This is a genomic window from Kribbella koreensis, assembly GCF_039525325.1.
GTDB classification, from domain to species: Bacteria; Actinomycetota; Actinomycetes; order Propionibacteriales; family Kribbellaceae; genus Kribbella; species Kribbella koreensis.
The window spans coordinates 626,299-650,937 of the sequence record NZ_BAAAHK010000007.1; the positions used below are offsets into that span (position 1 = coordinate 626,299).

The following is a 24,639-nucleotide window of genomic DNA, read 5'->3' on the forward strand; positions in this document are numbered from 1 at the left end:
CCTGTCGATCGGGACGCTCACTTCCGCCAGGGCAGGTGCTGGAGGGTCCAGGTATTGCCGTCGGAGTCAGAGAAGTAGGCGAAGTAGACGCCTCGGACCTCCTCCACCGGCTGCACCCCGACGCCTCGGGCGATGAGGGCCTCGCGGGCGGCCTCGATGTCGGCGACGACGAGGTGGAGACCGCGCAGGGAGCCGGGCGGCATGTCCACCTCGGGGATTCCGGTGGAGAGTTTGATTGAGCAGTAGGAGCCGGGCGGAGTGAACTGGACGATTCGTACGCCGTCGACCGGCGTGACGTCTACGTCCAGTTCGAAACCGAGTCGGTCGGCGTAGAAGGCTTTGGCGCGGTCGAGGTCGGTGACCGGGAGCGGGCATCTCGCCGGGGATGATGGCGGGTTCGTGGGACGTGACCGGATTCCTCAGACGATCGGTTCGCCGCCGTCGACGGCGATCGACGTACCGGTGACGAAAGTGCTGGTGAGAGCGAAGAGGACGCCGTCGGCGACGTCCTCCGCGGTGCCGAGGCGGCCGGCCGGGTTCTCGGCGACGCGGTGGGCGAAGAGGTCGGCCTTCGCCGCCTCGCCGAGGCCGTCGTACGCGCCGGTGTCGATCGTGCCGGGCGAAACGGCGTTGACCCGGATGGGCGCCAGCTCGACCGCGAGCGATCGCGCGACCGCGTCGACGGCCGCGTTGGTCGCGCCGACCGCGAGCATCCCGGTGTGCGACTTGCGGGCGGAGTGCCCGGAGAAGAAGACGAACGAGCCGTCGGCCGGCAGCCGGGGTGCGAAGTGCTTGGCCAGCAGGATCGGGCCGATCACCTTGGTCTGGAACGATCCGAGCATCGCGGCCGGCGTCAGCTCAGTGACCAGGCCGCGAGCCCGCGCCGATGCGGTGGACACGACGTGATCCACCTCGATCGACGAGGCCAGCGCCGCGATCGATGCCTCGTCGTTCAGGTCGATGGTCGCCGTCTGGACCGCAGTTCCCTTGTACGCCGCCGCCAGCACCTCCTGATCGCGACCGGCAGCCACAACCTTGGCGCCCACGGCGAGCAGGGCATCCACAGTCGCCCGCGCGATTCCGCTCCCGCGACCGACGACCAGAACAGTGCGGTTCTCCAGTGATACAGACATGAGCCAGCCCTTCAGTCGATCGAGATGAGTTCGTCGGTGTCGAGTCCGCGGTCGATGCCGTGCGGTTTCACTTGCTGCCCGGGCTCCGGCAGCAGCCGTACGCCGTCCAGCGTGACCTCGACCTTGTCGGCCTCGAAGGACACCAGGTCCGATACCCGGGCGACCTCGTCGTAGGCCTCGCGATACGACCAGGCAGCGCGCTTCGCAGTACCGATGTCGTAGTAGTCCGCCAACCCCTTGTACGGGCAGAAGGTCTGGCCATCGACCGGTGTGAGCGACCCGTCCACCACGTCCTCGCGCGGTACGTACCACCGCGGCGCGAACCCGGATTCGTACAGCACCACCGGCCGGGACGTCTCAGCGATCACCCGGTCCCCAGCCCGTACTACGAGATGCCGCGAAGTACTCCGAATGTCGATCCGGTGATAAGCGTCCGCGGCGTGCCCCAGAATCCGCTCGTCCTCCTCGTAGAACGCATCCATCGCCCGCCACGCGAAAGCAACCCGTCCGGCCAGCTCGCCGGCGTACGCGGGCAGATCGATGTGCTCCCAGGCAGCGCGCTGCGCCTCACGCCCAGCGCCGCCGACGGTGTACCAAGCAGTCGTCCCCAGGTCGCGGTGCTGCGTCGTCCGCTCACCACCCGAGAGCACATCTGCCTGGACGTCGCTGCGCGGGAAGTACGCGACCGGGTAGCGCCCCGGCTCGTGGAGCAGGATCACGTCCTCACTGTCCGCGATCCACTCGCCACCGAACCGGACCCGCATCCGGCGCCGCAGGCGCTCGGCGTACAGCAGCCGCTCGGGCAGCGGCTCCGGGGTCAGGAAACGGCCGACCGCGCCGCCGCCCAGTGGCCCTTGTTGCCAGGACAGTCCCATGATGCCTCTCCACTTCCGCTCGCCTGTAATGTTGAAATGAAGCTAAAACCATTAGATAGGCCTGCGCAAGACCTTGTCAGACTGTTGATTTGAGACGTAACTAATGCGTAAGGTAGAGAAATGAGCATGAGCCCGAGCGTCGAGGACCTGCTGGCCGCGGGGTTCTCCATGGGCGGTGAGCGGCTGGCCGCGCTCGACCTGGTGGACACACAGCTATTGGCGGTCACCCCGCCGGTCGACTTGATCGAGACGCCGGAGCAGCTGGCGAGCTGGTGGTCGCTGCAGTCGAGCCGACTGCCGGCCGGCCCGGTTCCGGACGGCGCTGCGGTGCGCCGGCTGCGGGCCGCAGTACGGGACGTCCTCGACGCGCACCTGACCAATCGGTTGCCATCAGCAACCTCTATCGACGACCTGAACGCGGCCGTCGCCGGGGCGCCACAGAGCCTGCGGATGGTGGTTTCGGACGACGGGTCGAAGGCGGAGATCCGCTGGCATCCGGAGTACGGCGGCAATGCCGCGCTGGCGATGATGGCCCGCGAGACGATCGAGCTGATGGCCGACCCGGCCCGGCTCGGGACGCTCCGGCGCTGTGCGAATCCGAACTGCTCGATGCTCTTCCTGGCCGAGCACAAGCGACGGCAGTGGTGCATCGGCAGCCGCTGCGGCAACCGCACCCGGGTCGCCAGGCACTACGAGAAGACGAGGCAGTCATGATCGGCTTCCACGAAGGCGAATTGGCGGTCCAGGAGAAGGCTGGAGTCGCCTTCGACGCGGCCCGGCTCGAGGGGATGCTGCGGCCGGCGTCGCTCGACGGTGGCGCGCAGAAGTTCTTGGCGCAACGCGACTTCGTGGCGATCACGGCACGCGACGGCGACGGGCGGCTGTGGACATCGGGGATGGCCGGACTGCCTGGTTTCCTGAGCTCGAGTGGCAGCACGTTGACGATCGGTACCGCGCCTGGGCCGGGTGACCCGTTGCACGGCGTACCGGCGTGGCAGCCGGTCGGCGTACTGGTGATCGACCTTGCGTTGCGGCGTCGGGTGAGGATCAACGGGGAGCTGGTTCGGAGTACCGACGGTGAGTTGGAGATCGCGGCGGAGCAGGCCTATGGCAACTGTCCGCAGTACATCCATCCCCACGAGGTCACCCAGCCGGCGTCGACGCTGCCGGTCGTGACGGACGGGTCGCTCGGTGAGGCGGCAACCGCGCTGATCGAGGGCGCGGACACCTTCTTCCTCGGTACTGCGCACCCTACCCGCGGCGCCGACACCTCGCACAAGGGTGGCGAGCCCGGCTTCGTGCGGATCGACGGCGGGGACCTGTGGTGGCCGGACTTCCCGGGCAACAACATGTTCAACAGTCTTGGCAACATCGCGGTCGACCCAACCGCCTCGTTGCTGTTCCTGGACTTCTCGACCGGTACCGCCCTGCACTTGTCCGGTACGGCCACAATCGACTGGAATGCCGGAGGCGAGACGGGCCGGGCGGTGCGTTTCCATCCGACTCGATCAGTACTCAACAGCTGGAGCTGATGATGGCGACGCTGCTCTCCCTGAACGTCGGCCTGCCCAAGGACGTGTCCTGGCACGACCGGACGGTCTACACAGGTGTCTTCAAGTCTCCGGTCGACGGGCCGCGAATGGTCCGGCGGCTGAACGTCGACGGTGACGGCCAGGGCGATCTGGGTGGACACGGTGGTGAGCAGCGCGCGGTGCTGGTCTACCAGCTGGAGTCGTATGCGCACTGGGAGGAGTACTTCGGGCGCGACGACCTCACCTACGGGATGTTCGGCGAGAACTTCACTGTGGACGGGTTGCCGGATGACGAGGTCTGTATCGGCGATCGGTACCGGATCGGTGAGGCGGAGTTCGAGGTCACCCAGCCGCGGGTGACTTGTTACCGCGTCGGCATGCGCATGGGCGAGCCCCAACTCCCATCGCTCCTCGTCGCCCACCACCGCCCCGGCTTCTACCTGCGCGTCATCAAGGAAGGCGTCGTCGAAGCAGGCGACGAAATCATCCGCACCCGCGTAGGCCCGGAAGCCCTGAGCGTCGCCGACATCGACGCCCTCCTCTACCTCCCCAACCGCGACCGCGAGCAACTCCGCCGCTCCCTGCACATCCCCGCCCTGAGCCCCGGCTGGCAACAATCCTTCAGAGAACTGGTCGACGACTACTCCGCTCCACCTACAGCAGATGTCACCGCACCGGCTGGTTGGCCGGGTTTCCGTCCGTTGAAGGTGACGGCGGTGGTGCCCGAGAGCAGCTCGATCCTTTCGGTCTGTTTCCGGCCGGAGGACGGCACTGGTGAGTTGCCGGCCGCACAAGCCGGCCAGTACTTGACCTTGCGACTCGCGGCCGCGCCCGATGCTCCACCGGCCGTCCGGAGCTACTCGCTGTCGTCGGCGCCGGGCGCCGCGGAGTACAGGATCAGCGTGAAGCGCGACGGCCTGGTCAGCACCTACATCCACGACCACCTGAAGGCCGGGATGGACATCGACGTCGCAGCACCCCGTGGCGATTTCGTCCTGACCGACGACACCGGCCCAGTCATCCTGGTCTCCGCCGGAGTAGGGATCACCCCGGTGCTCGCGATGCTGCATGCACTCGCAGACCAGCCGACTCGACCAGTGTGGTGGATTCATGTCGCTCGCAATCAAGCCCAGCAAGCCTTCGCGTCCGAGGCCGGCGACCTACTGAAGGCCCTTCCACTGGCCCACCAGCAGGTGTTCTACACCGCGGATGGCCAGCGACCGACCGCGGAGCAGTTCGAGGCGCTGGGGTTGCCGGGGGATGCGTCGGCGTATGTCTGTGGCCCGGCCGGGTTCATGAGTGAGCTGACGGAAACGCTTGCAGGGTTGGGGATTGCGCGGGATCGGATCCACACCGAACTCTTCGGCACGCTGGCATCGATCAACCCCGGCATCACCGGCCACCGGTCAGTACCGCCCCACCCACCGGAGGGCGAGCCCGGTACCGGCCCGTTGGTCACGTTCGCCCGCAGCGGCCTCTCCGTACCGTGGTCGGACCAGCAGCCGTCCCTGCTCGACCTGGCCGACGCATGCGACGTACCAACCCGCTGGTCCTGCCGTACCGGCGTCTGCCACACCTGCGTCACCCCACTGATCTCCGGCGAAGTGACCTACTCGCCAGAGCCCCTGGAGCCGGCACCTGCGGGCCAGATCCTCCCCTGCTGCGCACGCCCCACCAGCGAGGTAGTCCTCGACCTCTGACCCCGACGCGGCATGATGGAACTGTGACCGAAGACCTGACGCCGGAACTGGCCGCGACCATCGACGAGGCGTTCGCCCGGCGCGACCGGGAGAACATGCAGCCGACGATCGACTTCTTCGAGGACCTGCTGACCAAGCATCCGGGCAACCCGTACGTGCTGTACGAGGTCGGCGGCGCCTACGACACTGCCGGCCAGGAGGAGAAGGCCCTGCCGTACTACGAGCAGGCCCTCCCCGGCCTGAGCGGCGACATCAAACGCCGCTGCCTCCTGCAGTACGGCAGCACCCTGCGCAACCTCGACCGCTTCGACGAGTCCCTGGCCGTCTTCAAAGCCGCCAGCCAGGAGTTCCCCGAGTCAGACTCGCTCCGAGTCTTCAAGGCCCTGACCCACCACGCCGCCGGCCACCACGACAAGGCGCTGGCGACCCTCCTGCTGGTCATCGCCGACCGCATCGACACCCCCGAACTCAAGCGCTACGAAGCAGCCATCCGCGGCAACGCCGAGTACCTGGCCAACCCCCACGCCTGACCCCGACCGTCAGCAGGCGCAAGCGATCCCCGTCGGAGCAGTCAACGGATCCGACGGGCGGCGGGTGATGCCGTCGGCCGTCTCCACCGGGAGTCCCTCACGCGTCCAGTACTCGAATCCCCCGATCATCTCCTTGACCGGATACCCGAGCTTGGCGAACTCCAGCGCCGCCTTGGTCCCACCGTTACAAGCCGGCCCCCAGCAATAGGTGACCACCGAAACCCCAGCCGGTACGACGTCCGCCGCGCGCGCCGCGATCTCCCGCGTCGGCAGATGAATCGCCCCCGGCACATGCCCCTGATCCCAGCTCTCCTGGCTCCGGCTGTCGATCAGAACCCACCCGGTCACCCCAGCCCCGATATCGGCCGCCACATCGGACGGATCCGTCTCGAACCTGAGCTTCCCGGCGAAGTACTCAATCGCCTCGTCCCGCACCCCCGGCGGAGTCTCCAACACAGCCGACATCTTCGCTCCCTTCGCCCGAGCTTCTGTTGAGCCCTCAGCGTCTCCGAGACCCACCCCATCACAACAGTGGCAGAAATGACCTACCGACACTAATTACTGCCACTCCGTTGCGGCGGCCGGCCCGACCAGGCTCAGGTGGTGCGAGCCCGGCGGCGGCGGACCAGTGGTGGGAGTTCGGTGTCGCGGATCTTGGCGCGGACCCGGGCGGTCTTGATGGCTGTCTTCAGGGTCTCCACGTCGTAGGCGCCGTAGTGGCGTTGCCCGTTGACGAAGAAGGTGGGAGTGCCGGACACCCCACTCAGGTCGGCGGACTCGACATCCTGAGCGACCCGGGCAGCGGCCACATGGCGTTTGACCTCGTCGTGGATCCGGTCGTTGTCGAGGCCGAGTTGGAGCGCGTACGACATCAGGTCGGCCGGCTTGAGGTTCTCCTGGTTCGCGAGCAGCAGGTCATGCATCTCCCAGAAGGCGCCTTGCGCGGCCGCCGCCTCCGACACCTCAGCCGCGATCTGAGCACGAGGATGCACATCGGTCAGCGGCAGATGACGCCAGACATAGCGCAGGTCGTCGTCCTTCAGCAGGTCCCGGACGACCGGCTCCGCCAGCCCGCAGTACGGGCACTCGAAGTCGCCGTACTCGACCAAGGTCACCGAGGCGTTCTCCGGCCCGCGGATGTGGTCCCGCTCGGGATCGACCGGATCCATCAGGTCGACCAACTCGTCGACGTCACCGAGCAGCGCGACCGCCTTGCGGGCCGGCGACAACAGATGCGCGGCCCGGAACACCAGCCAGGTGAGCGCCGAGGCAACAACCACCGCGGACAGCAACCCCAGCTTCGCCTCCGTCAGCGCCCGGCCTTCGAACGCCAACGTTGCTATCAGCAACGAAACGGTGAACCCCATACCGGCGATCGTCCCGCTGCCCGCCACCGCCGCCCAACCGACCTGCGGCCGCAGTCGCCCACCGGTGAATCGCGTCAGCGCCCACGAAGCGGTCATCACCGCGACCGGCTTGCCGATCACGTATCCGAACAGGATGCCCAGCGTGATCGGCGACCGGAACGCCTGCGCCAAGAAGTCGCCATCGATCGTGATGCCGGCGTTGGCGAGGCCGAAGATCGGCACGATCAGGTAGCTCGTCCAGGGGTGATAGAAGTGCTGGAGCCGCGCATTCGGCGAGAGTGTCGAGGTCAGCCCGAGCGTCGCGTTGCGCGCCAGCTCCGGCGTCGGCTGCTCACGGAACAACCGGAACAACCCGCTCGCCTGCTCCAGCTCATCACGCCCCGGCGAGTACGCCGACGCGGTCAGCCCGATCGCCAGTCCCGCGACCACGGGATCCACTCCGCTCGTCAGCAAGGCGGCCCAAGTGACCACCCCAAGCGCCACATAGACACCGACCTGGCGGACCCTGAGCAGGCTCGCCGTCAACAGCACGCCGAAGGCAACGATCGCGATCAGCAGCGGCATCAACGAGATGTTCTCGCTGTAGACGATCGCGATCACCAGCAGCGCGATCAGATCGTCCACGACGAAGACGGTCAGCAGAAAGACCCGAACCCGATCCGGCACGCCCCGCCCGACCAGCGCGAGCAGGCCGAGCGCCAGCGCGGTGTCGGTCGACATCGCGACACCCCAGCCGTGAGCGCCCTCACCGCCGTGGTTGAACGCCAGGTAGATCAGCACCGGCGCCGCCATCCCCGCCACCCCGGCCACCACCGGAAGGACGAAGCGGCTGCGATCGCGCAGGTCACCCAGGTCGAACTCGCGCCGCGCCTCCAACCCGACCACCAGGAAGAACAGCGTCATCAGACCGCTGTTCACCCACTCCTGCAACGACATGTTCAGCTCGCGGCCACCGAGCGCCAGCGAGAAGTCGGTATGCCAGAACTCGGTGTACGAGCCAGGCGCGAGGTTGGCCCAGGCCAGCGCGAGCAGGATCGCCACGGCGAGCACGCCCGAGCTACCCGATTCGGTCCGCAGGAAGTCCCGGATCGGCGCGGCGAACTCCCTGGTCCAGTTCGTCCGCCCGCTCAGCACTTCCGAGAAGTCAGCCATCCTGCCCTCTTCGTCCAACGGTCGCCGGATCGGTCGCGAACGACTCGACGTAGGTCAGCATCGCATCGAGCGCCGCCGCCAGTGGAGCCGCGTCCCGCTGGGTCTGGGTGAGCAACATGCCGCCTTGCAGCGCGGCCAGCAGCGCCATCGCCAGCTTCTCCGGGTCTGCGTCGGGACTCAGCTCGCCCCGGTCGGACATCGACTGCAGACCCTCCCGCAGTTTGCGCTCCCACTCGGCGAAGCCGATGGCGAGCCGGGCGCGCGCCAGCAGATCGGTCTCGACCACTTCGCCGGCCAGCGAGCCGAGCCGGCAGCCGCCCTCGCAATGCTTGTCGACCTGGCGTTGCACGGTGAGCGCGGCCCAGCGGCGCAGTGCCTCGAAGCTGTCGAGCCCACCCGCCGCCGGGCTGCTCTCCAACTCGATCACGACCCTCGCCTGATGGTCGACCACGTCCGCGACCAGGCTGCGCTTGTCCTGGAAGTAGTGCGTCATCTGCGACCCACTCACGCCGGCCGCGGCCCGGACGTCCTCGATGCTCGTGCCCGCGACCCCGTGCTCGTAGATCAGGTCGGCGGCCGCGGAGACGATCCGCTCCTTGGTCGCCCGCCCTTTGCGCGTCAGCTTCGCCGTGCCGGTCATGCGCCCACCCTACCCGACTTTCTGGGATTTGCATCCCAGAATCCACCGGGTCTACTGTCGGGCTATGACTACTGGCAGCTATGTGGCGCGGATCGTGGACGTGCCGGATCACGGCATCCGGCTCGAGCCGGCAGACGACACCGAGCGCCCGGACGAACCGAATGCGACCAACCTGCTCGCGATGTCGGTCGCACTCGCCCTCGGCGCGGCCGGATATCGTCACCATCCGGAGCCACGCGACCCCGATCTGCAGACCCTGGACACCTTGCTGGCAGGCGAATCGGTGATGCCGTGGGTCAGCGACACCTCGGCCGGCGACAACACGTATGTGGTCTGCACCCCGGCCTCCACCGGCCTTCCGCACTGTCAGGTCGAGCACCGCTGAGATCCGGCCGGATCAATCTGGTGCTCCGGCTACCACTTCGGGCGGACCAGGCTGCATGATGTCCGCTGAGGAACACTCCAGCCACGGGGTGACCCCCGACGATGACTCATGTCTGGAGCCCCCTGATGGCTGACTTCGAGGTAGCTGCGCCGACGTCCGCGGACGCCTTCGCGCGGCTTGCCATCGAACTGCACGACGCGCCGAGCGTCGAGGAGACGGTCGACGCCGTCGTCCAGTTCGCACTGCAAGCTCTGAACTGCATGTACGCCGGGGTCACGCTGTCCACACGTGGCCAGCAGCCGGAGGTCGCGGCGGTCACCGACCCGGTCGTGAGCGACGTGTACGGCCTGCAGATCAGCTCGAACAGCGGACCGCTCATCACCGCCTTGCGCGATCGCGCCACCGTGCTGATCCGCGACACCCACACCGACGACCGCTGGCCGATCTGGGCCGAGAAGGTCGCCAGGCTCGGCGTCCGCAGCGTGCTCGACGTCCCGCTGACCACCGGCGAGACCGGCCGCGCGACCGTCGGGGTCATGGGCCTGTACTCCGCGGAGCCCGACGCCTTCAGCGAGGACGACGAGGCGATCGCCCACATCCTGGCTCGCCACGCCTCGGTAGCCGTCGCCTCGGCCCGCCACGAAGAGACCATGTCCCAAGCCGTCGACGCCCGGAAACTGGTCGGCCAGGCGATGGGCATCCTGATGGAACGCTTCGACGTCGACGGCGACCGCGCCTTCGCCATCCTCAAGCGCTACTCCCAAGACACCAACACCAAACTCCGCGACGTCGCCCAGCAACTCATCGACACCCGCAAACTTCCGCACTGACGCGGTGCGCCGAAGCACCGTGCGCGGACGTGCTCCGACGGTAAGGTCTGGTGGGGTGGGAGGGATTTCGGCGGGAGCGGGGAGCTGGCGGCCGTTGAGCGGGCCGTCCCATCGGCTTGCGCTGGAGATCCTGCTGGACGGACCCCTGTCACGGGCTGAGCTGGCGAGGCGGGTGGAGTTGTCGGCGGGCAGTCTGACCCGGTTGACCAAGCCGATGCTCGAGTCGGGGTTGCTGGTCGAAGTACCGGGCGGGCCTGCCGATCCGAGAGTCGGGCGGCCTTCGCAGCCGTTGGACATCGTGCCGACCTCGCACCACTTCGTCGGGGTGAAATTGACCTCCGACACCGCGCTCGGGGTGCTGACCACGCTCAGGGCCGAGGTGATCGCGAGCGAGGAGCGGCCGCTGCCCAGCCACTCTCCCGAGGAGGTCGCCGATCTGGTCGTCGAGCTCGCGCGTTCGCTGAGCGACGGCCGGCCGGGGATCACCGGCATCGGGGTCAGCGTCGGCGGGCACGTCGCCGGTTCGGGCGACGTGATCCACGGCGACTTCCTGGACTGGGAGGACGTGAGTTTCCAGCAGCTCCTCGCCGAGCGGACCGACGTACAGGTGGTCGTCTCGAACGACGTGACCGCGGTGACCGAGGCGATCCACTGGTTCGGCGCGGGCCGCGGGATCAGCCGGTTCTGCCTGCTCACCATCGGCGCCGGGATCGGCTACGGCCTGGTCGTGCACGACAAGCTGGTCCACACGACCGAGGCCGGGCTCGGCCTGATCGGCCACTACCCGCTCGATCCGGACGGCCCGCTCTGCGACCGCGGCCACCACGGTTGCGCCAGCGCGATGCTCACCACCGACGCGATCACCAGCCAGATCAGCGCGGCGCTCGGCCGCCCGGTCCGGTACGACGAATGCCTCGACCTGGCCAAGAACGGCGACCCCGAAGCCCGCCGGATCGTCGGCGCCGCGGGCCACGCCCTGGGCCGGCTGATCGCGGCCGCCAGCAACTTCACCATGCCCGAGGCGGTGATGCTCGGCGGCGAGGGCGTCCAACTCGCCACCGTCGCCCAAGACGAGCTCCAAACCGGCCTGCGACAAGACCGCCACCCGTCCGCCATCCCACCCCCACTCATCTTGCAGGATCCGTCCTTCACCCAATGGGCCCGAGGCGCCGCCGTAATCGCCATCCAAACCTTCGTCCTCGGCAGATAAGTAACTGACTAATCCGCGATAAGCAGTTACGATCAGCGTGTGGATGAGCTTGTACGCCGTTGGGCGCGTGGCTGGGTGCTGTGTCGGGGAGTGGGGGCGGCGCTGGAGCGGGACTTTGCGCTGGAGGTGAGGCTTGGGCTGCCTGGGCGGGAGCGGGAACTGTTCGCGCTGACCGATGACGCCGAGATCGTGAACGAGCTGGCGGTCAGGACTGCCAAGAGCTCCGATACCTGGCTGACCGTGACCACCGGTCAGCCGGCGGCAAAGGCCGCAGTACTGGAGCAGGCCGGTCTCAGACTGCTCGACGAGCCGTGCCTCCTGATGACCATCGAGCTGAGGAAGCACCCGGACACAACCGCGCCCCCGGGGTACAGGCTGGAGACCACGAGCGACGGGCCGCTGGAGTACGTGAAGGTCAAAGACGGCCAGGGCAACGTCGCGGCCCGCGGGATGGCTGCCGTCGTCGGCGACGATGCCGTCCTGCACGACATCCAGACCGATCCCGCTCATCGCCGTCGCGGGCTGGGCAGTGTCGTGATGAGCCTGCTCAGCCGGCGAGCGACGGACCGCGGCGCCGCCACCGGTCTGCTGATGGCGACGACCGATGGCGGTTACCTCTACCCGAAGCTCGGTTGGTCGACCGAGGCGACGATGATCACTGCGGTCAGTTGAACTGTCCGGCCACGTAGTCGCCGGCGGGCTGCCGGGTGATCACGTTGAGCCGGTTGAAGGTGTTGATCAGCGCGATCTGGGCCACCAGGGCGAAGAGCTGCTCCTCGGTGTAGTGCTTGGCCGCGTTCTCCCAGACCTCGTCGCTCACGCCACCGGCGGCATCCGCGATCCGGGTGCCCTCCTCCGCCAGCTCGAGCGCCGCGCGCTCGGCCTCGGTGAAGCAGGTCGCCTCCCGCCACGCGGCGACCATGTTGAGCCGCTGCTGCGACTCCCCGGCGTGGATCGCGTCCTTGATGTGCATATCGGTGCAGAAGCCGCACCCGTTGATCTGGCTGGCGCGCAGGTTCACCAGCTCGAGCGTCGTGTAGGGCAGGGCGGGCGCGATGGTACGGCTGGCACCAACCAGGTGCTTCACCAGCTTGTCAGCGGCGGGCTGGCCGAACATGCTCAAACGGGCATCCATGATTGGACTCCTCTGTCGTGTTTTTCGTCTACACCCCTTACGACACGACAGCCGCCGCAACTGTGACCTCACAGAATGTGACCTAGGGCACCCGAGCGCGGAAGGCCGCGACCTTCGTGCGGTTCTGGCAGGCGGTGGAGCAGAACCGCTGGGTGTGGTTGCGGGTGGCATCCAGAAAGAGCAGGTCACACCGGTCCGCCTCGCAGCGCTTCAACAGCTCGTACTCCGAACTGCCCAGCAGCATCGCGGCCGCCGTGGCGAACTCGGCCAACCAGCCATGAGCCAGCGAGACACCCGGCGCGGCGAAGTGCAGATGCCAGGGCGAACCAGCAGGTCGGGTGAGCCGTGGAGCCGCCTGAGTGGCCGCCAGCAACTCGTTGAGCCGGGCGGCGCCGGCGTCCACCGAACCGTCGGCCAGCAGCGCCAGCGCGGCGTACAAACGGGCCCCTCCGGCCTGGAATTCGGCCAGCGCCCGGTCATCCACGTCTTGAGACAATTTGGTGGACAGCCGTAGTACGGCTTCTACTGATTCGATGTCACCAGCACTTTGCGGCCGCCCACGGCTCCACTGTGCGCCGAGTCGGTTACCCAGAGCGACCGCCGCGTCGAGCGAGTCCCTCAGATGATCGGTTGCGTCCACCCGGTCAGCCTACGAAACGTTAAGACTCTGCCCGGGTGCGAACCGGAAGGATCGCGGTGGCGTCGGACAAGAGTAGGTAAAACTCCGAGCGAAAGGACGAGCCGAACCATGGTCGTGTCGTACCACGGTCGTATGCTCGCCACGCTGAATCTCCAACCCCGAGCCGATGTGCAGGCTCGTTGCCGGACACAACAATGACGGATATGAACCTGGCGCCAGCCCCGGCCCGCCCCTGCGTGGGCCTGGCCGAGACGGTCATCGACCTGTCCGCCGTCCGGGACAACGTGAAGACCCTGGCCAAGCGGATCCGGCCGGGCACCGAGGTGATGGCGATCGTCAAGGCCGACGCCTTCAACCACGGCGCGGTCCAGGTCGCCACCGCTGCGATCGAGGCAGGCGCCACGTGGCTCGGCGTCGCCCGCGCGGACGAGGCCCTGCAACTGCGCGCCGCCGGGATCACCGAACCGATCATGATCTGGCTTTACGACGCCTCCGAACTGCTGCTGCTCACCGACATCGATGTGAGCGTCTCCACCGTCGCCGAGCTCCAGCAGATCGCCTCGGCGCCGAACGTGCACAACGTGCACCTCAAGCTCGATACCGGTATGCACCGCGGCGGCAGCGCCCCCGACCAGTGGATCGAGCTGACTCGCACAGCAGCCCACTACGAGTCGCTCGGCGCGCTCAAGGTCCGCGGCATCTGGTCGCACCTGTCCCACGGCGACGAGCTGGACGGGTCGCACAGCAAGAAGCAGCACCAACTCCTCCGTACCGGCGTCACGCTGGCCCGCCGGGCCGGCCTCGACCCCGAGTACGTGCACCTGGCGAACTCGTCCGGCGCGCTCACCCTGGATGCCCCGGATTGCAACATGGTCCGGATCGGTGCCGGCGTGTTCGGCATCGACGAGGTCGACGCCGGCCTGCGCCAGCCGATGCAGTTCGTCACCAAGGTCATCCAGGTCCGCCGGATCAAGGCCGGCGAAGGTGTCTCGTACGGGCACGACTTCATCGCTGAGCGTGACACCACGGTCGCGCTGGTCCCGGTCGGGTACGCCGACGGCATCCCGCGCAACACCGGCGGCCGGGCCAGCGTGCTCGTCCGGGGTGTCCTGATGCCGATCATCGGGCGGGTCACGATGGACCAGTTCGTGATCGACGCGGGCGATCTCGCGGTCGAGCCCGGTACGCCGGTGATCGTCTTCGGCAACGGTGACTCCGGCGAACCGACGGCCGACGACTGGGCGCGCTGGGCCGGAACCATTCCACATGAAATCTACTGCGGGCTCGGTAACCGGGTCCCGCGTCGTTACGTCGAGGGAGCCCAGCGGTGAAGGTAGTCGTGATCAGTGGCGGAGCCAGCCCGGAGCACGAGGTGTCCCTCGCGAGTGGGCGTGGCATCGCCGAGGCGGCGGAGCAGTCCGGCCACGAGGTCGTCCGGCTGGTCCTCGACCCGGAGGGCTACTGGCAGGACGGCCAGGCCGAGGCGATCGCGCTGCTGCAGGACTGCGACGTGGTGATCCCGGCCCTGCACGGCGAGGGCGGCGAGGACGGCGTCATCCAGGGCTTCCTGGACCAGTTGCACGTCCCGTACGTCGGCAGCGGTGTGGCCGCGAGCGCCGTCGGGCTCGACAAGCACCTGACCAAGGGCATCCTGCGCGCGCAAGGCATCCCGGTGACGCCGGGCATCACCGTCCGCGGCGCTGATCTCAAGGACGCCGAGGCCGTCATCCAGCGTTTGAAGGCAGCCGACATCGAGTTCCCCGTCTTCGTGAAGCCGGGCAGCGGCGGGTCGAGCTTCGGGGTCACCCGGGCCACCGACCTGCAGACGCTCCAGGCGGCACTGGCCGTCGCGGCCGAGCTGGACCCGCACGTGCTGGTCGAGCAGGAGATCAACGGCCGTGAGATCGACCTCTCGGTGATGGAGTTCCCGGACGGTCGCGTGGACGTCGCGCCGGCGCTGGAGATCCACGCCGACCCCGACCAGCCGTTCTTCAACGCGGCCGCGAAGTACGACAGCGGGGCGACCAAGTTCGTCGTACCGGCGCCGACCGATCCTGAGTTGACCGAGCAGCTGCGGCGTACGGCGCTGGAGGTCTTCGACGCGCTCGGCTGCCAGGGGCTGGCCCGGGTCGACTTCTTCGTCCCGGCCGACGGCAAGCCGCTGGTCAACGAGATCAACACCTTCCCCGGCTTCACCGCGATGTCGCAGTTCCCGCGGATGTGGGCTGCCGCCGGCCTGACCTACGCCCAGGTCGTCGACAACCTGGTCCGCACCGCCGCGGTGAAGCAGACCGCATGACCGTGCCCGTTCTGCTGAGCGATGAGCGGATCACCAGAATTCCGGCGATCGACAGTGGCGAGCCGCTTGTCGATCTCTTCAGCCGGGGGATCTCGGCCGAGGGGCGTCAGTACGTCCGGGAGAGCGTGGCCGACAAGCTCGCGGTCGCCGACACCTTCCTGCCCACCGGCGTTCGGCTGCACGTGGTCGAGGGGCTGCGCGCGATCGAGAGTCAGCGGGAGATCTACGACGGCTACAAGGCCGAGCTGAAGATCCTCAACCCCGGTATCTCCGACGACGAGGCGCATGTCCTCGCGAGCCGGTTCGTATCGCCGGTCGAGGTCGCGCCGCATGTCGCCGGCGCGGCTGTTGACCTGACGCTGGTCGGCGAACACGGCCCGTTCGATCTCGGTACGCCGATCGACGCGACCCCCGAGCAGAGCGACGGCGCCTGCTTCTTCGCCGCCACCAACATCAGCCGCGAGGCGCGCACCAACCGCACGCTGCTGGCCGATGTGCTCACCTCGGCGGGCCTGGTGAACTACCCGACCGAGTGGTGGCACTGGTCCTACGGCGACCGCTACTGGGCCTTCGTCGAAGAGCGCGAACACGCCATCTACGGGCCCGCGAAGTACGATGAGTCAACGGCGCTGGAAGCCAGCAATAGTTGATAGTTGACGCCTATCGCGTCATAGGTAAGTTTGCTTTGACCGTGGAGTAACCGCCGGGGACAGTCGTTGTATGACGGCTGCGCCTAATGCTTTCCCCGCCCCACCACCCCGGTCAGTCACGTCCCCTGCCCCCGCCCCGATTCCCGGGCGTGCTGATCGTGTACGCGAGATCGCCACGGAGCTGCGCGGTCTGCGGGGTGCGCTGATACCGATCCTGCATGCGGTCCAGGAAGAGCTCGGGTACGTCGATCAGCTCGACGTTCCGGTGATCGCGGACGTGCTCAACTTCTCGGTCGCCGAGGTGCACGGTGTCGTCACCTTCTACCGCGACTTCCGGCGTGAGCCGGCCGGGCGGACGACGTTGCGGATCTGCCAGGCGGAGGCGTGCCGGTCGGTCGGGGCGGAGGAGCTGGCGGCGCATGCGAAGCGGCGTACCGGGGTCGGGTTCGGGGAGACGACGTACGACGGGAAGCTGACCGTCGACGAGGTGTTCTGCCTCGGCAACTGCGCGCTCGGACCGGCTGTGCAGGTCGGCGAGAAGTTGCACGGGCGGGTCACGCCGGCCCGGCTGGACGCGTTGCTCGGGGAGGTCCGATGAAGATCTTCGTACCCCGCGACGCCGCCGCCCGATCCGTCGGAGCCGACGAGGTCGCCGAGCGAATCACCACAGCCGTCGAAGCCAGCGGGCGGGACATCGAGATAGTCCGCAACGGGTCGCGCGGGATGCTGTGGCTGGAACCGCTCGTCGAGGTCGAGACGGCGGGAGGCCGTGTTGGATACGGCCCGGTCGCTCCAGAAGACGTTGATGGGCTGATCGCAGGTGGGTTGTTCGATGGCACCGGTGCACATCTCGGGTTGGTTGAGGAGTTGCCGTGGATGAAGCGGCAGCAGCGGTTGACCTTCAGCCGGGTTGGGGTGATTGATCCGAGGTCGGGCGATGATCACGCGGAACACCAAGGAAACAAGGGACTTCGAGCCGCCTTGGCTCTGACTCCGGCTGAAGTCGTCGAAGAAGTTGTGGCCAGCGGTTTGCGCGGGCGGGGTGGCGCGGGGTTTCCGACTGGGATCAAGTGGCGGACGGTGCTCGGCGCGGAGTCGGACCTCAAGTTCGTCTGCTGCAACGCGGATGAAGGCGACTCCGGCACCTTCGCCGACCGGATGCTGATCGAGGGCGACCCGTTCACCCTCATCGAGGGCATGACGATCGCCGCGTACGCCGTCGGCGCCACCGAAGGCTACGTCTACCTGCGCTCGGAGTACCCCGATGCGGTCGAAGCGCTGAACGCGGCGATCCGGACCGCCCGTGAGCACGGCTGGCTCGGCAGCAACATCCTCGGCTCGGACCTGACCTTCGACCTGCACGTCCGGGTCGGCGCCGGCGCCTACATCTGCGGCGAAGAGACCTCGATGCTGGAAAGCCTCGAAGGCAAGCGCGGCATGGTCCGGGCCAAGCCCCCGATCCCCGCCCTGGAAGGGCTCTTCGGCCGTCCGACGGTCGTCAACAACGTGTTGTCGTTGGCAACGATCCCGACCATCCTGGCCAACGGCGCCAAGACCTACGCGGCCTATGGGATGGGTCGTTCGCTCGGCACCAACGTCTTCCAGCTCGGCGGCAATATCGCCCGCGGCGGCATTGTCGAGACCGCGTTCGGCATCACCCTCGGCGAGCTGGTCAACGACCTCGGCGGCGGTACGGCGTCGAAACGGCCGGTACGAGCGGTGCAGGTGGGTGGGCCACTGGGGGCCTACCTTCCGGTCGAGCAGTTCGACCTGCCGATGGACTACGAGTCGTTCGCGGCGGCCGGCGCGATGGTCGGGCACGGCGGCATCGTGGTGTTCGACGAGACCGTCGACATGTCCGCGATGGCCCGGTTCGCCTTCGAGTTCTGCGCGGAGGAGTCCTGCGGCAAGTGCACGCCGTGCCGGGTCGGCGCGGTCCGCGGGGTCGAGACGATCGACCGGATCCGCCGCGGTGAGGACCGCAAGAAGAACCTCGTACTGCTCGACGACCTGTGCGACCTGATGACCGATGGCTCGCTCTGCGCGATGGGCGGCCTCACCCCGCTGCCCGTCCGCAGCGCGGTCCGCCACTTCGGAGAGGACTTCAACGCATGAACGAGCGCAGCGAGTTCATCATTCAACACAGCCGCCTTCGTGTCTCATCCGCGCCCGGAGCGAAGCGAGGACGTGGATGAGCATGCTCAGAGAACCAGACTTCGGTACGCCGGCGCGCAAGGGCGAGGCGACCGTCGAGCTGACCATCGACGGAGTGAGCGTCACCGTTCCACCCGGTACGTCGGTGATGCGCGCCGCCAAGCAGGCCGGCCTCGACATCCCCAAACTCTGCGCCACCGACAACCTGGAGGCATTCGGATCCTGCCGCCTCTGCATCGTCGAGATCGACGGCGCCCGCGGCACCCCGGCCTCCTGTACTACGCCCGTCGCCCCCGGCATGGTCGTACGCACCCAGAACGAGAAGCTGGGCAAGCTGCGCCGGGGCGTGATGGAGCTCTACATCTCCGATCACCCACTGGACTGCCTGACCTGCTCGGCGAACGGCGACTGCGAGTTGCAGGACATGGCCGGGGTTACCGGGCTCCGCGAAGTACGGTACGGCTCTGGCGTGGACGCCGGCGCCAACCACCTGGACGCCCCGACCGACACCTCCAACCCGTACTTCGATTTCGACGCCTCCAAGTGCATCGCATGCTCGCGCTGTGTGCGGGCGTGTGACGAGGTACAGGGCACGATCGCGCTCACGATCGAAGGCCGGGGTTTCGACTCCAAGGTCGCCGCGGGCGCGGGCGTCTCCTTCATGGAGTCGGACTGTGTCTCGTGTGGCGCGTGCGTGCAGGCGTGCCCGACGGCAACCCTGCAAGAGAAGTCGGTCATCGAGCTCGGCATGCCGACCCGGTCCGTCGTGACGACTTGCGCGTACTGCGGCGTCGGGTGCTCGTTCAAGGCCGAGCTGCGCGGCGACGAGTTGGTCCGGATGGTGCCGTACAAGGACGGCGGCGCGAACGAGGGTCACTCGTGCGTGAAGGGCCGGTTCGCCTTCGGGTATGCCAGCCACCCCGATCGCGTGATGGAACCGATGGTCCGCGACGCGATCACCGATCCGTGGCGGAAAGTCTCGTGGGAAGAGGCGATCGGGTTCACGGCCCGTCGGTTGCGCGAGATCCAGGCTGAGCACGGGCAGGGTTCGATCGGCGCGATCACGTCGTCGCGGACGACCAACGAAGAGGTGTACGTCGTACAGAAGATGGTGCGAGCCGTCTTCGGCAACAACAACGTCGACACGTGCGCGCGGGTCTGCCACTCGCCCACGGGCTATGGGCTGAAGCAGACGTTCGGTGAGTCGGCCGGCACGCAGGACTTCAGCTCGGTGGACGATGCCGACGTCATCCTGGTGATCGGGGCGAACCCGACCGACGCGCACCCGGTGTTCGGGTCGCGGATGAAGAAGCGGCTGCGGCAGGGCGCGAAGCTGATCGTGGTCGACCCGCGGCGGACGGATCTCGTCCGGTCGCCGCACATCGAGGCGGCTCATCACCTGGCGCTGGCGCCGGGCACGAACGTTGCCGTGGTCAACGCGTTCTCGCACGTCATCGTGACGGAGGGGCTGGTCGACCAGGCGTTCGTGGACGAGCGGTGTGAGGACTTCGAGCAGTGGGCGACGTTCATCGCGGGACCTGAGCACAGCCCCGAGGCGGTTGCTGAGGTCACCGGCGTACCGGCGGCTGAGATTCGGGCGGCTGCGCGGTTGTATGCGACTGGCGGGAACGGCGCGATCTACTACGGGCTCGGGGTGACCGAGCACAGCCAGGGGTCGACGACCGTGATGGGGATGGCGAACCTGGCGATGGCGACCGGCAACATCGGGCGATCGGGCGTCGGGGTGAATCCGCTGCGTGGGCAGAACAACGTGCAGGGATCGTGCGACATGGGGTCGTTCCCGCACGAGCTGCCGGGGTATCGGCACGTGTCGGACGACGATGTGCGGGACATCTACGAGAAGTTGTGGGGTACGCCGCTGCTCGACGAGCCTGGGTTGCGGATCCCCAACATGTTCGACTCGGCGATCGATGGGTCGTTCCGGGCGTTGTTCGTTCAGGGTGAGGACATTGCGCAGTCGGACCCGAACACGGCACACGTGTTCGCGGCGCTGGGGGCGATGGAGCTGGTCGTCGTACAGGATCTGTTCGAGAACGAGACGGCGAAGTGGGCGCATGTGCTGCTGCCGGGGACTTCGTTCCTGGAGAAGGACGGGACGTTCACCAACGCGGAGCGGCGGATCAACCGGGTCCGGCCGGTGATGGCGCCGAAGACCGGCAAGCACGAGTGGCAGATCATCTGCGAGATCTCGCAGGCGATGGGGTATCCGATGCACTACGAGTCGTCGGCGCAGATCATGGACGAGATCGCGATCACGACGCCGACGTTCGCGGGGGTGTCGTTCGCGCATCTGGACAAGGTCGGGTCGGTGCAGTGGCCGTGCAACTTGGAGGCGCCCAACGGGACGCCGATCATGCACGCGTCGGAGTTCACTCGCGGCAAGGGGCGGTTCATGGAGACCGTCTACGTGCCGACGACGGAGCGGTCGACGCGGAAGTACCCGCTGATTCTGACGACGGGGCGGATTCTTTCGCAGTACAACGTGGGGGCGCAGACCCGGCGTACGGCGAATGTCGCCTGGCATCAGGAGGACGTTCTGGAGTTGCATCCGCATGATGCGGAGGTGCGTGGGATCGAAGATGGTTCGACGGTGGCGCTGACGAGCCGGGTCGGGCGGACGACGTTGCGGGCGAAGTTGTCGGAGCGGATGCCGGTCGGGGTTTGCTACACGACGTTCCATCACCCGGTGACCGGGGCGAATGTGATCACGACCGACAACTCGGACTGGGCTACCAACTGTCCGGAGTACAAGGTGACTGCCGTGCAGGTGGATCTGCTGGTCGAGCCTTCGTCGTCGGGTGCCGTGCGTGAGGCGGTGCCGGCACGATGAGTGGGGGTTTTCCGCCGTCGGCGCGGCTGGCGAACGAGATCGCGCGGCAGTTCGGGCACAAACCGCCGGCCGATGCGGCGACGGCCATCGCAAATCACATCAAAGCGGTCTGGGATCCGCGGATGAAACGGGCGCTGGTCGACTATGTTGATGCGGGCGCCGACGACCTCGATCCCGTGGCCGTGCTGGCCGCCAACCAGGTCCGGGCGACATTGAAGTGACGCAGGTCGAAGGCGAGGTGGCGGGGGTCGTCAGACGTCATGCTGCGGCGGCGCTGTCGTGGGACACCGCCCGGGAGCTGGCGCACGCGACGGCCACTCCACTCCTACCGCGCGGCCTCCCGCTGGCCGACGCGGTCGGCTGCGTGCTGGCCACCCCGCTCGTCTCGCCTGCGCTAGTACCGCCGGTGGACCGTGCGGCCATGGACGGGTACGCCGTACGCGGCGCCGGACCGTGGACGCTCGTCGGAACCCTGTTGGCGGGCTCTGCGCTAGCTGCGCCCCTATCCGACGGCCAGGCCTACTCGATCGTCACAGGAGCCGCCGTCCCCGCCGGTACCACCGCAGTACTCCCCTACGAGCACGCAACCCTCGCCCGCGACAAGGTAGACGGCCCAACCACCCCTGGCCGCCACATCCGCCGAGCAGGCGAGGAGTGCACCCCCGGCGAACTCCTACTCCCCGCCGGCACCCTGATAACCCCCCAAGCCCAAGGCCTGGCCGCCACCCTGGGCCTGGACCGCCTCTCAGTAATTCCCAAACCAAGAGTCCTGGCCCTGATCACCGGCGACGAACTAACCCACCGAGGCCCCTCCTCCCCCGGCCGAACCCGAGACGCCATCGGCCCCATGCTCCCTACCCTCATCACCCGCGCAGGCGCAAAATCCCACGAAGTAGTGCATTTGAAAGACTCGAGGGAGGCACTGGTGACGGCTCTCGCGGGAACTGAGGCCGAGGTGATCTTGGTGTCCGGCTCTTCGGCTTCTGGGCCTGCCGATCATCTGCGGGGTGCCCTGGGGTCTCTCGGTGCGGAGTTACTGATCGACGGGGTCTTCTGCCGCCCGGGACATCCGCAGGCGTTGGCTCGGTTTGGGGATGGGCGGGTGGTGGTGGGGTTGCCGGGGAATCCGTTGGCGGCGTTGACTGCGTTTCTCACGCTCGGGGTTGCGGTGATTCGGGGGCTTCGGGGAGAGCAATTGGACAAGTTGGCGGTGGCTGCCGTGGTTGGTGGGGTGGATTGCCATCCGACGAGCACTCGGCTGGTACCGGTCCGATTCAGCCCGCAGGGCGTAGTACCGGTTGGGCATGGTGGGTCGGCGATGTTGCGGGGAGCTGCGGCGGCGGATGCGTTCGCTGTAGTCGACCCCGGACCAGCAGAAGCCATCGCCGCCCGCCTCCTACCAATGGACCCCGGCACCCGCCCGTGGGGCGTCTAAACACTTGCTTCGGAGCGTGGGACCACGGTCTAGGCAGTCACGGTCGCTAACAGGTCTCGGCTCTCTTGGACGTATCGGTCACTGAAGGCGGGGTCGCTGACCTGCTTGGATGCGCTCATCGGTTTGCCGTTCTCGTCGTAGTAGACGCTAGTGGCCTCGGAGGGGTCCGCCAGGATGCGGGAGATGACGCGACCCGCGCGCTTGGACGTCGTGAAATGCGGTAGTAGCGACAGCGCCGGCGCGAGCGACTTGGCCAGCAAGTGGACCGCAGCGGGGACGTCGCTGCCGAGGTTCGAGCCTGGGTTCACGCCCGGCTCTATCGCACGAAACCGCAGTCGCGGGTGCTGCCGGGCGAGGCTGAACACGGTAGCGAGGTTGCCCTGCTTGGACGTCGCGTAGGCATCCATGCCGGGACGCTTGGAGCCTCCGGGGACGTACTGGCTGTGCGCTGCGGCCTCGGCGGAGATGTAGCGGCCTCCACGGAAGCCGCTCCGCACGGCGGGAACCCGTTCGGGATCCTCGCAGGCCGAGGCGATGAACACGACGTTTGTCCCGTCCGGGAGGGACGGGATCAGCGCGTCGGTGAAGGCGAGGGGGCCGAGGTGGTTCGTAGCGAAGGACAGTTCCCAGCCCTGCGCGCTTACCGCCGGCTTGGACAGCATGATCCCGGCGTTGTTCAGTACGCCGCGGATGGGCAGATCCAGGGAGGCGACCTGTGCCGCGGCGCGACGGGCGCTGACGACGTCGGCGAAGTCGGCAACGATGGTCGTGGCGGTGCCGCTTCGCTGTTCGATCCCCGCCTTGACCGCGGCAAGCTTCTCGGGGCTGCGGCCGACGAGCACGACATGCCCGTGACGGGCGAGTTCGAAGGCGGTAGCGCGGCCGAACCCGGAGGTCGGGCCGGTGACCACCCACGCAGATGTGTCGGTGCGCTTGGTGCTCATGTGTTTCTCCTGTGCGCTGTGGGTTTCTACTGAGAGGTCATCCGCCGAGGGCTCGCCACATCGCGTCGAACGCAAGCGTGCTCCGGGTGCCGCTTGGATCGGGGTTCGCGATGAGGTCGTCGATGGTTGCGTCGGCGATCGCGGACATGAGGGTGGAGACGAAGCTGAGTGGCACTTCGCGCATCGGACCGTCAGCAACGATCCGTTCGAGGATCTCGGCGATACCCGCGTAGGCCGCGTGGACCGCGAGTCGGCTGTCGTCGCCCAGCTCTTCCGCGACACTGAGATGGGCCAATGCGTGCCGCTTGACGGGGTCGTTCACGGCCCAGGCGATCCAGTGGTCCCACATTGAGCGCAGTTGTTCGCGGGGCGGTGCGCCGGCCTGGAGGTTTTCGGTCGCGGCTCGTCCCATTTCGCTCTTCAGGACGACGTAGAGCTCGTTGATCAGCGCGGCCTTGGTCTCGAAGTAGACGAAGAGTGTGCCTGTTGACACGCCGGCTTCCCGAGCGATTGATGCCGTGGACGCTCCGAGCCCTTCTGCTGCGATCACCTTGGTCGCCGCGGCGAGCAGGGCGAGGCGGTGAGCTGGGTTTCTCGAGCGGGCCATGTCTCGACAGTATCAATGAGTGAGTAGTCAGTCAATTAATCTGCTGAGCCCGCTCCGCGTGCAGTTACCTGACGCCCTCACCATCGCCGCGATCGTCAGTTCCATGTTCCGGCCGAGCTCGTTGAGCCGCCGCTGCTTCGACTCCTCCGCCCGACCAGCGTCAGCCAGTACAGTCCGACGCATCCCGCTGTCCCCCGGCCCATGCGTGAACCACTGCCGGATCAGCGTCTCCTCGCCGCGCCCCACCAACTCGTACTCCCAATGCGCGAACGGCAAATCCTCCCCACCGAACACATCCCACCCGAACCGAACCGGCTCCTCCGCCACCGTCACCCGGCACTGCACCTCGGTCTTGAACCCATCCGCAAACTCGTTCCGCGCCTCGAACCACGCCCCCACCGCCGGCCCATCAGCACCATCCATCCACGCCCCATAAACACACTCCGGACTCCACCGCCCATACCCCGCGACATCCGTGATCGCGCGCCAAACCTCCTCCACCCGCACCCCAACCAGCACCTGAACCTCAACCGTCGCCCCGGTCACTCCGTAGTCATCCATGCCGGCGAC

The 24,639-nt window shown here is 67.6% G+C and carries 27 protein-coding genes; 16 read left to right on the forward strand and 11 right to left on the reverse strand.

All coding sequences use genetic code 11. The features are described 5' to 3' along the window. Positions 1-17 precede the first annotated feature (17 nt). Genes ABD116_RS17025 through ABD116_RS17035 form a run of 3 tightly spaced genes read right to left on the reverse strand, consistent with a single transcriptional unit; the run spans position 18 to position 2,008 of the window. Positions 18-416 (reverse strand): VOC family protein, encoded by a 399-nt coding sequence (locus ABD116_RS17025; RefSeq protein ID WP_343970974.1) that lies wholly within the window; start codon positions 414-416, stop codon positions 18-20. A 3-nt stretch (positions 417-419) separates the two neighbouring features. Next, positions 420-1,133: an SDR family oxidoreductase gene (locus tag ABD116_RS17030; RefSeq protein ID WP_343970375.1), complete on the reverse strand. Its 714-nt coding sequence runs from the start codon at positions 1,131-1,133 to the stop codon at positions 420-422. An 11-nt stretch (positions 1,134-1,144) separates the two neighbouring features. Further along, positions 1,145-2,008, reverse strand: coding sequence for a DUF427 domain-containing protein (locus tag ABD116_RS17035; protein ID WP_343970378.1), 864 nt, complete (start codon positions 2,006-2,008; stop codon positions 1,145-1,147). A 120-nt stretch (positions 2,009-2,128) separates the two neighbouring features. On the opposite strand from ABD116_RS17035, the gene ABD116_RS17040 reads away from it, so the two are divergent. From ABD116_RS17040 to ABD116_RS17055, 4 genes are read left to right on the forward strand one after another with little or no spacing between them, the layout of a single operon-like run. Next, entirely contained in the window at positions 2,129-2,722 is a 594-nt protein-coding gene (locus ABD116_RS17040; protein ID WP_343970381.1) for a CGNR zinc finger domain-containing protein, read from the forward strand. Then, positions 2,719-3,540, forward strand: coding sequence for a pyridoxamine 5'-phosphate oxidase family protein (locus tag ABD116_RS17045; RefSeq protein ID WP_343970384.1), 822 nt, complete (start codon positions 2,719-2,721; stop codon positions 3,538-3,540). The genes ABD116_RS17040 and ABD116_RS17045 overlap by 4 nt, the downstream gene beginning before the upstream one ends. Positions 3,541-3,542: 2 nt before the next feature. Continuing rightward, a complete protein-coding gene (locus ABD116_RS17050) occupies positions 3,543-5,240 on the forward strand; it encodes an MOSC domain-containing protein (protein WP_343970386.1) in 1,698 nt (565 codons plus the stop codon). Positions 5,241-5,263: 23 nt separating this feature from the next. Beyond that, complete coding sequence (locus tag ABD116_RS17055; protein WP_343970388.1) at positions 5,264-5,770, forward strand: tetratricopeptide repeat protein; 507 nt, start codon at positions 5,264-5,266, stop codon at positions 5,768-5,770. Between the two features lie 9 nt (positions 5,771-5,779). On the opposite strand, the gene ABD116_RS17060 is transcribed toward ABD116_RS17055, so the two are convergent. The 3 genes from ABD116_RS17060 to ABD116_RS17070 all read right to left on the reverse strand — a co-directional run bounded on the left by ABD116_RS17060 (position 5,780) and on the right by ABD116_RS17070 (position 8,929). Beyond that, on the reverse strand, positions 5,780-6,235 hold the full coding sequence (locus ABD116_RS17060; protein ID WP_343970390.1) for a rhodanese-like domain-containing protein: 456 nt from the start codon (positions 6,233-6,235) through the stop codon (positions 5,780-5,782). 131 nt (positions 6,236-6,366) lie between these two features. Beyond that, on the reverse strand, positions 6,367-8,289 hold the full coding sequence (gene nhaA / locus ABD116_RS17065) for a Na+/H+ antiporter NhaA (RefSeq protein WP_343970393.1): 1,923 nt from the start codon (positions 8,287-8,289) through the stop codon (positions 6,367-6,369). Next, positions 8,282-8,929 (reverse strand): TetR/AcrR family transcriptional regulator, encoded by a 648-nt coding sequence (locus ABD116_RS17070; RefSeq protein ID WP_343970396.1) that lies wholly within the window; start codon positions 8,927-8,929, stop codon positions 8,282-8,284. Before ABD116_RS17070 ends, nhaA begins: the two co-directional genes overlap by 8 nt. Before the next feature lie 64 nt (positions 8,930-8,993). Here ABD116_RS17070 and ABD116_RS17075 point away from each other — a divergent pair, with 64 nt between their 5' ends. The 4 genes from ABD116_RS17075 to ABD116_RS17090 all read left to right on the forward strand — a co-directional run bounded on the left by ABD116_RS17075 (position 8,994) and on the right by ABD116_RS17090 (position 12,026). Further along, positions 8,994-9,314 (forward strand): hypothetical protein, encoded by a 321-nt coding sequence (locus ABD116_RS17075; RefSeq protein ID WP_343970399.1) that lies wholly within the window; start codon positions 8,994-8,996, stop codon positions 9,312-9,314. A gap of 125 nt (positions 9,315-9,439) precedes the next feature. Then, positions 9,440-10,144 carry a GAF and ANTAR domain-containing protein gene (locus ABD116_RS17080; RefSeq protein WP_343970402.1) on the forward strand — a complete coding sequence of 235 codons (705 nt, stop codon included), beginning with the start codon at positions 9,440-9,442 and terminating at the stop codon, positions 10,142-10,144. Positions 10,145-10,238: 94 nt separating this feature from the next. After that, positions 10,239-11,354 (forward strand): ROK family protein, encoded by a 1,116-nt coding sequence (locus ABD116_RS17085; protein ID WP_343970405.1) that lies wholly within the window; start codon positions 10,239-10,241, stop codon positions 11,352-11,354. Between the two features lie 39 nt (positions 11,355-11,393). Then, the gene (locus ABD116_RS17090) at positions 11,394-12,026 is read left to right on the forward strand and encodes a GNAT family N-acetyltransferase (RefSeq protein ID WP_343970408.1); all 633 of its coding nucleotides are present in this window, start codon (positions 11,394-11,396) and stop codon (positions 12,024-12,026) included. Here the strand turns inward: ABD116_RS17090 and ABD116_RS17095 are convergent. Beyond that, entirely contained in the window at positions 12,019-12,489 is a 471-nt protein-coding gene (locus ABD116_RS17095; RefSeq protein ID WP_343970411.1) for a carboxymuconolactone decarboxylase family protein, read from the reverse strand. The genes ABD116_RS17090 and ABD116_RS17095 overlap by 8 nt on opposite strands. 82 nt (positions 12,490-12,571) lie before the next feature. After that, positions 12,572-13,129, reverse strand: coding sequence for a CGNR zinc finger domain-containing protein (locus tag ABD116_RS17100; RefSeq protein ID WP_343970414.1), 558 nt, complete (start codon positions 13,127-13,129; stop codon positions 12,572-12,574). A 203-nt stretch (positions 13,130-13,332) separates the two neighbouring features. Here ABD116_RS17100 and alr point away from each other — a divergent pair, with 203 nt between their 5' ends. From alr to ABD116_RS17140, 8 genes are all read left to right on the forward strand, one after another. Further along, on the forward strand, positions 13,333-14,460 hold the full coding sequence (gene alr / locus ABD116_RS17105; protein ID WP_343970417.1) for an alanine racemase: 1,128 nt from the start codon (positions 13,333-13,335) through the stop codon (positions 14,458-14,460). After that, entirely contained in the window at positions 14,457-15,428 is a 972-nt protein-coding gene (locus ABD116_RS17110) for a D-alanine--D-alanine ligase family protein (RefSeq protein ID WP_343970419.1), read from the forward strand. Before alr ends, ABD116_RS17110 begins: the two co-directional genes overlap by 4 nt. Then, a complete protein-coding gene (locus ABD116_RS17115) occupies positions 15,425-16,078 on the forward strand; it encodes a M15 family metallopeptidase (RefSeq protein WP_343970422.1) in 654 nt (217 codons plus the stop codon). The genes ABD116_RS17110 and ABD116_RS17115 overlap by 4 nt, the downstream gene beginning before the upstream one ends. A 70-nt stretch (positions 16,079-16,148) precedes the next feature. Beyond that, complete coding sequence (locus ABD116_RS17120; protein ID WP_343970424.1) at positions 16,149-16,676, forward strand: NAD(P)H-dependent oxidoreductase subunit E; 528 nt, start codon at positions 16,149-16,151, stop codon at positions 16,674-16,676. Further along, positions 16,673-18,193 carry a formate dehydrogenase beta subunit gene (locus tag ABD116_RS17125; RefSeq protein ID WP_343970427.1) on the forward strand — a complete coding sequence of 507 codons (1,521 nt, stop codon included), beginning with the start codon at positions 16,673-16,675 and terminating at the stop codon, positions 18,191-18,193. Before ABD116_RS17120 ends, ABD116_RS17125 begins: the two co-directional genes overlap by 4 nt. A 76-nt stretch (positions 18,194-18,269) precedes the next feature. Next, entirely contained in the window at positions 18,270-21,083 is a 2,814-nt protein-coding gene (gene fdhF / locus ABD116_RS17130; RefSeq protein ID WP_343970430.1) for a formate dehydrogenase subunit alpha, read from the forward strand. Continuing rightward, entirely contained in the window at positions 21,080-21,304 is a 225-nt protein-coding gene (locus ABD116_RS17135; RefSeq protein ID WP_343970433.1) for a formate dehydrogenase subunit delta, read from the forward strand. Before fdhF ends, ABD116_RS17135 begins: the two co-directional genes overlap by 4 nt. After that, positions 21,301-22,518 carry a molybdopterin molybdotransferase MoeA gene (locus ABD116_RS17140; RefSeq protein WP_343970436.1) on the forward strand — a complete coding sequence of 406 codons (1,218 nt, stop codon included), beginning with the start codon at positions 21,301-21,303 and terminating at the stop codon, positions 22,516-22,518. Before ABD116_RS17135 ends, ABD116_RS17140 begins: the two co-directional genes overlap by 4 nt. A gap of 29 nt (positions 22,519-22,547) precedes the next feature. On the opposite strand, the gene ABD116_RS17145 is transcribed toward ABD116_RS17140, so the two are convergent. Genes ABD116_RS17145 through ABD116_RS17155 form a run of 3 tightly spaced genes read right to left on the reverse strand, consistent with a single transcriptional unit; the run spans position 22,548 to position 24,630 of the window. Further along, positions 22,548-23,462 (reverse strand): SDR family NAD(P)-dependent oxidoreductase, encoded by a 915-nt coding sequence (locus ABD116_RS17145; protein ID WP_343970439.1) that lies wholly within the window; start codon positions 23,460-23,462, stop codon positions 22,548-22,550. A 37-nt stretch (positions 23,463-23,499) separates the two neighbouring features. Further along, a complete protein-coding gene (locus ABD116_RS17150; RefSeq protein WP_343970442.1) occupies positions 23,500-24,069 on the reverse strand; it encodes a TetR/AcrR family transcriptional regulator in 570 nt (189 codons plus the stop codon). A 27-nt stretch (positions 24,070-24,096) separates the two neighbouring features. Further along, positions 24,097-24,630, reverse strand: coding sequence for an SRPBCC family protein (locus tag ABD116_RS17155; protein WP_343970445.1), 534 nt, complete (start codon positions 24,628-24,630; stop codon positions 24,097-24,099). Positions 24,631-24,639: the final 9 nt, after the last annotated feature.

Excerpts from the sequence above, each read along its gene's own strand:
- ABD116_RS17115 (WP_343970422.1), top strand. The coding sequence starts at position 15,425 with ATGACCGTGCCCGTTCTGCTGAGCGATGAGCGGATCACCAGAATTCCG.
- ABD116_RS17095 (WP_343970411.1), bottom strand. The coding sequence starts at position 12,489 with ATGGATGCCCGTTTGAGCATGTTCGGCCAGCCCGCCGCTGACAAGCTG.
- ABD116_RS17040 (WP_343970381.1), top strand. The coding sequence starts at position 2,129 with ATGAGCATGAGCCCGAGCGTCGAGGACCTGCTGGCCGCGGGGTTCTCC.
- nhaA (WP_343970393.1), bottom strand. The coding sequence starts at position 8,289 with ATGGCTGACTTCTCGGAAGTGCTGAGCGGGCGGACGAACTGGACCAGG.
- ABD116_RS17075 (WP_343970399.1), top strand. The coding sequence starts at position 8,994 with ATGACTACTGGCAGCTATGTGGCGCGGATCGTGGACGTGCCGGATCAC.
- ABD116_RS17125 (WP_343970427.1), top strand. The coding sequence starts at position 16,673 with ATGAAGATCTTCGTACCCCGCGACGCCGCCGCCCGATCCGTCGGAGCC.
- fdhF (WP_343970430.1), top strand. The coding sequence starts at position 18,270 with ATGAGCATGCTCAGAGAACCAGACTTCGGTACGCCGGCGCGCAAGGGC.
- ABD116_RS17070 (WP_343970396.1), bottom strand. The coding sequence starts at position 8,929 with ATGACCGGCACGGCGAAGCTGACGCGCAAAGGGCGGGCGACCAAGGAG.
- ABD116_RS17060 (WP_343970390.1), bottom strand. The coding sequence starts at position 6,235 with ATGTCGGCTGTGTTGGAGACTCCGCCGGGGGTGCGGGACGAGGCGATT.
- ABD116_RS17120 (WP_343970424.1), top strand. The coding sequence starts at position 16,149 with ATGACGGCTGCGCCTAATGCTTTCCCCGCCCCACCACCCCGGTCAGTC.
- ABD116_RS17045 (WP_343970384.1), top strand. The coding sequence starts at position 2,719 with ATGATCGGCTTCCACGAAGGCGAATTGGCGGTCCAGGAGAAGGCTGGA.
- ABD116_RS17035 (WP_343970378.1), bottom strand. The coding sequence starts at position 2,008 with ATGGGACTGTCCTGGCAACAAGGGCCACTGGGCGGCGGCGCGGTCGGC.
- alr (WP_343970417.1), top strand. The coding sequence starts at position 13,333 with ATGAACCTGGCGCCAGCCCCGGCCCGCCCCTGCGTGGGCCTGGCCGAG.
- ABD116_RS17080 (WP_343970402.1), top strand. The coding sequence starts at position 9,440 with ATGGCTGACTTCGAGGTAGCTGCGCCGACGTCCGCGGACGCCTTCGCG.
- ABD116_RS17150 (WP_343970442.1), bottom strand. The coding sequence starts at position 24,069 with ATGGCCCGCTCGAGAAACCCAGCTCACCGCCTCGCCCTGCTCGCCGCG.
- ABD116_RS17135 (WP_343970433.1), top strand. The coding sequence starts at position 21,080 with ATGAGTGGGGGTTTTCCGCCGTCGGCGCGGCTGGCGAACGAGATCGCG.
- ABD116_RS17155 (WP_343970445.1), bottom strand. The coding sequence starts at position 24,630 with ATGGATGACTACGGAGTGACCGGGGCGACGGTTGAGGTTCAGGTGCTG.
- ABD116_RS17030 (WP_343970375.1), bottom strand. The coding sequence starts at position 1,133 with ATGTCTGTATCACTGGAGAACCGCACTGTTCTGGTCGTCGGTCGCGGG.
- ABD116_RS17145 (WP_343970439.1), bottom strand. The coding sequence starts at position 23,462 with ATGAGCACCAAGCGCACCGACACATCTGCGTGGGTGGTCACCGGCCCG.
- ABD116_RS17050 (WP_343970386.1), top strand. The coding sequence starts at position 3,543 with ATGGCGACGCTGCTCTCCCTGAACGTCGGCCTGCCCAAGGACGTGTCC.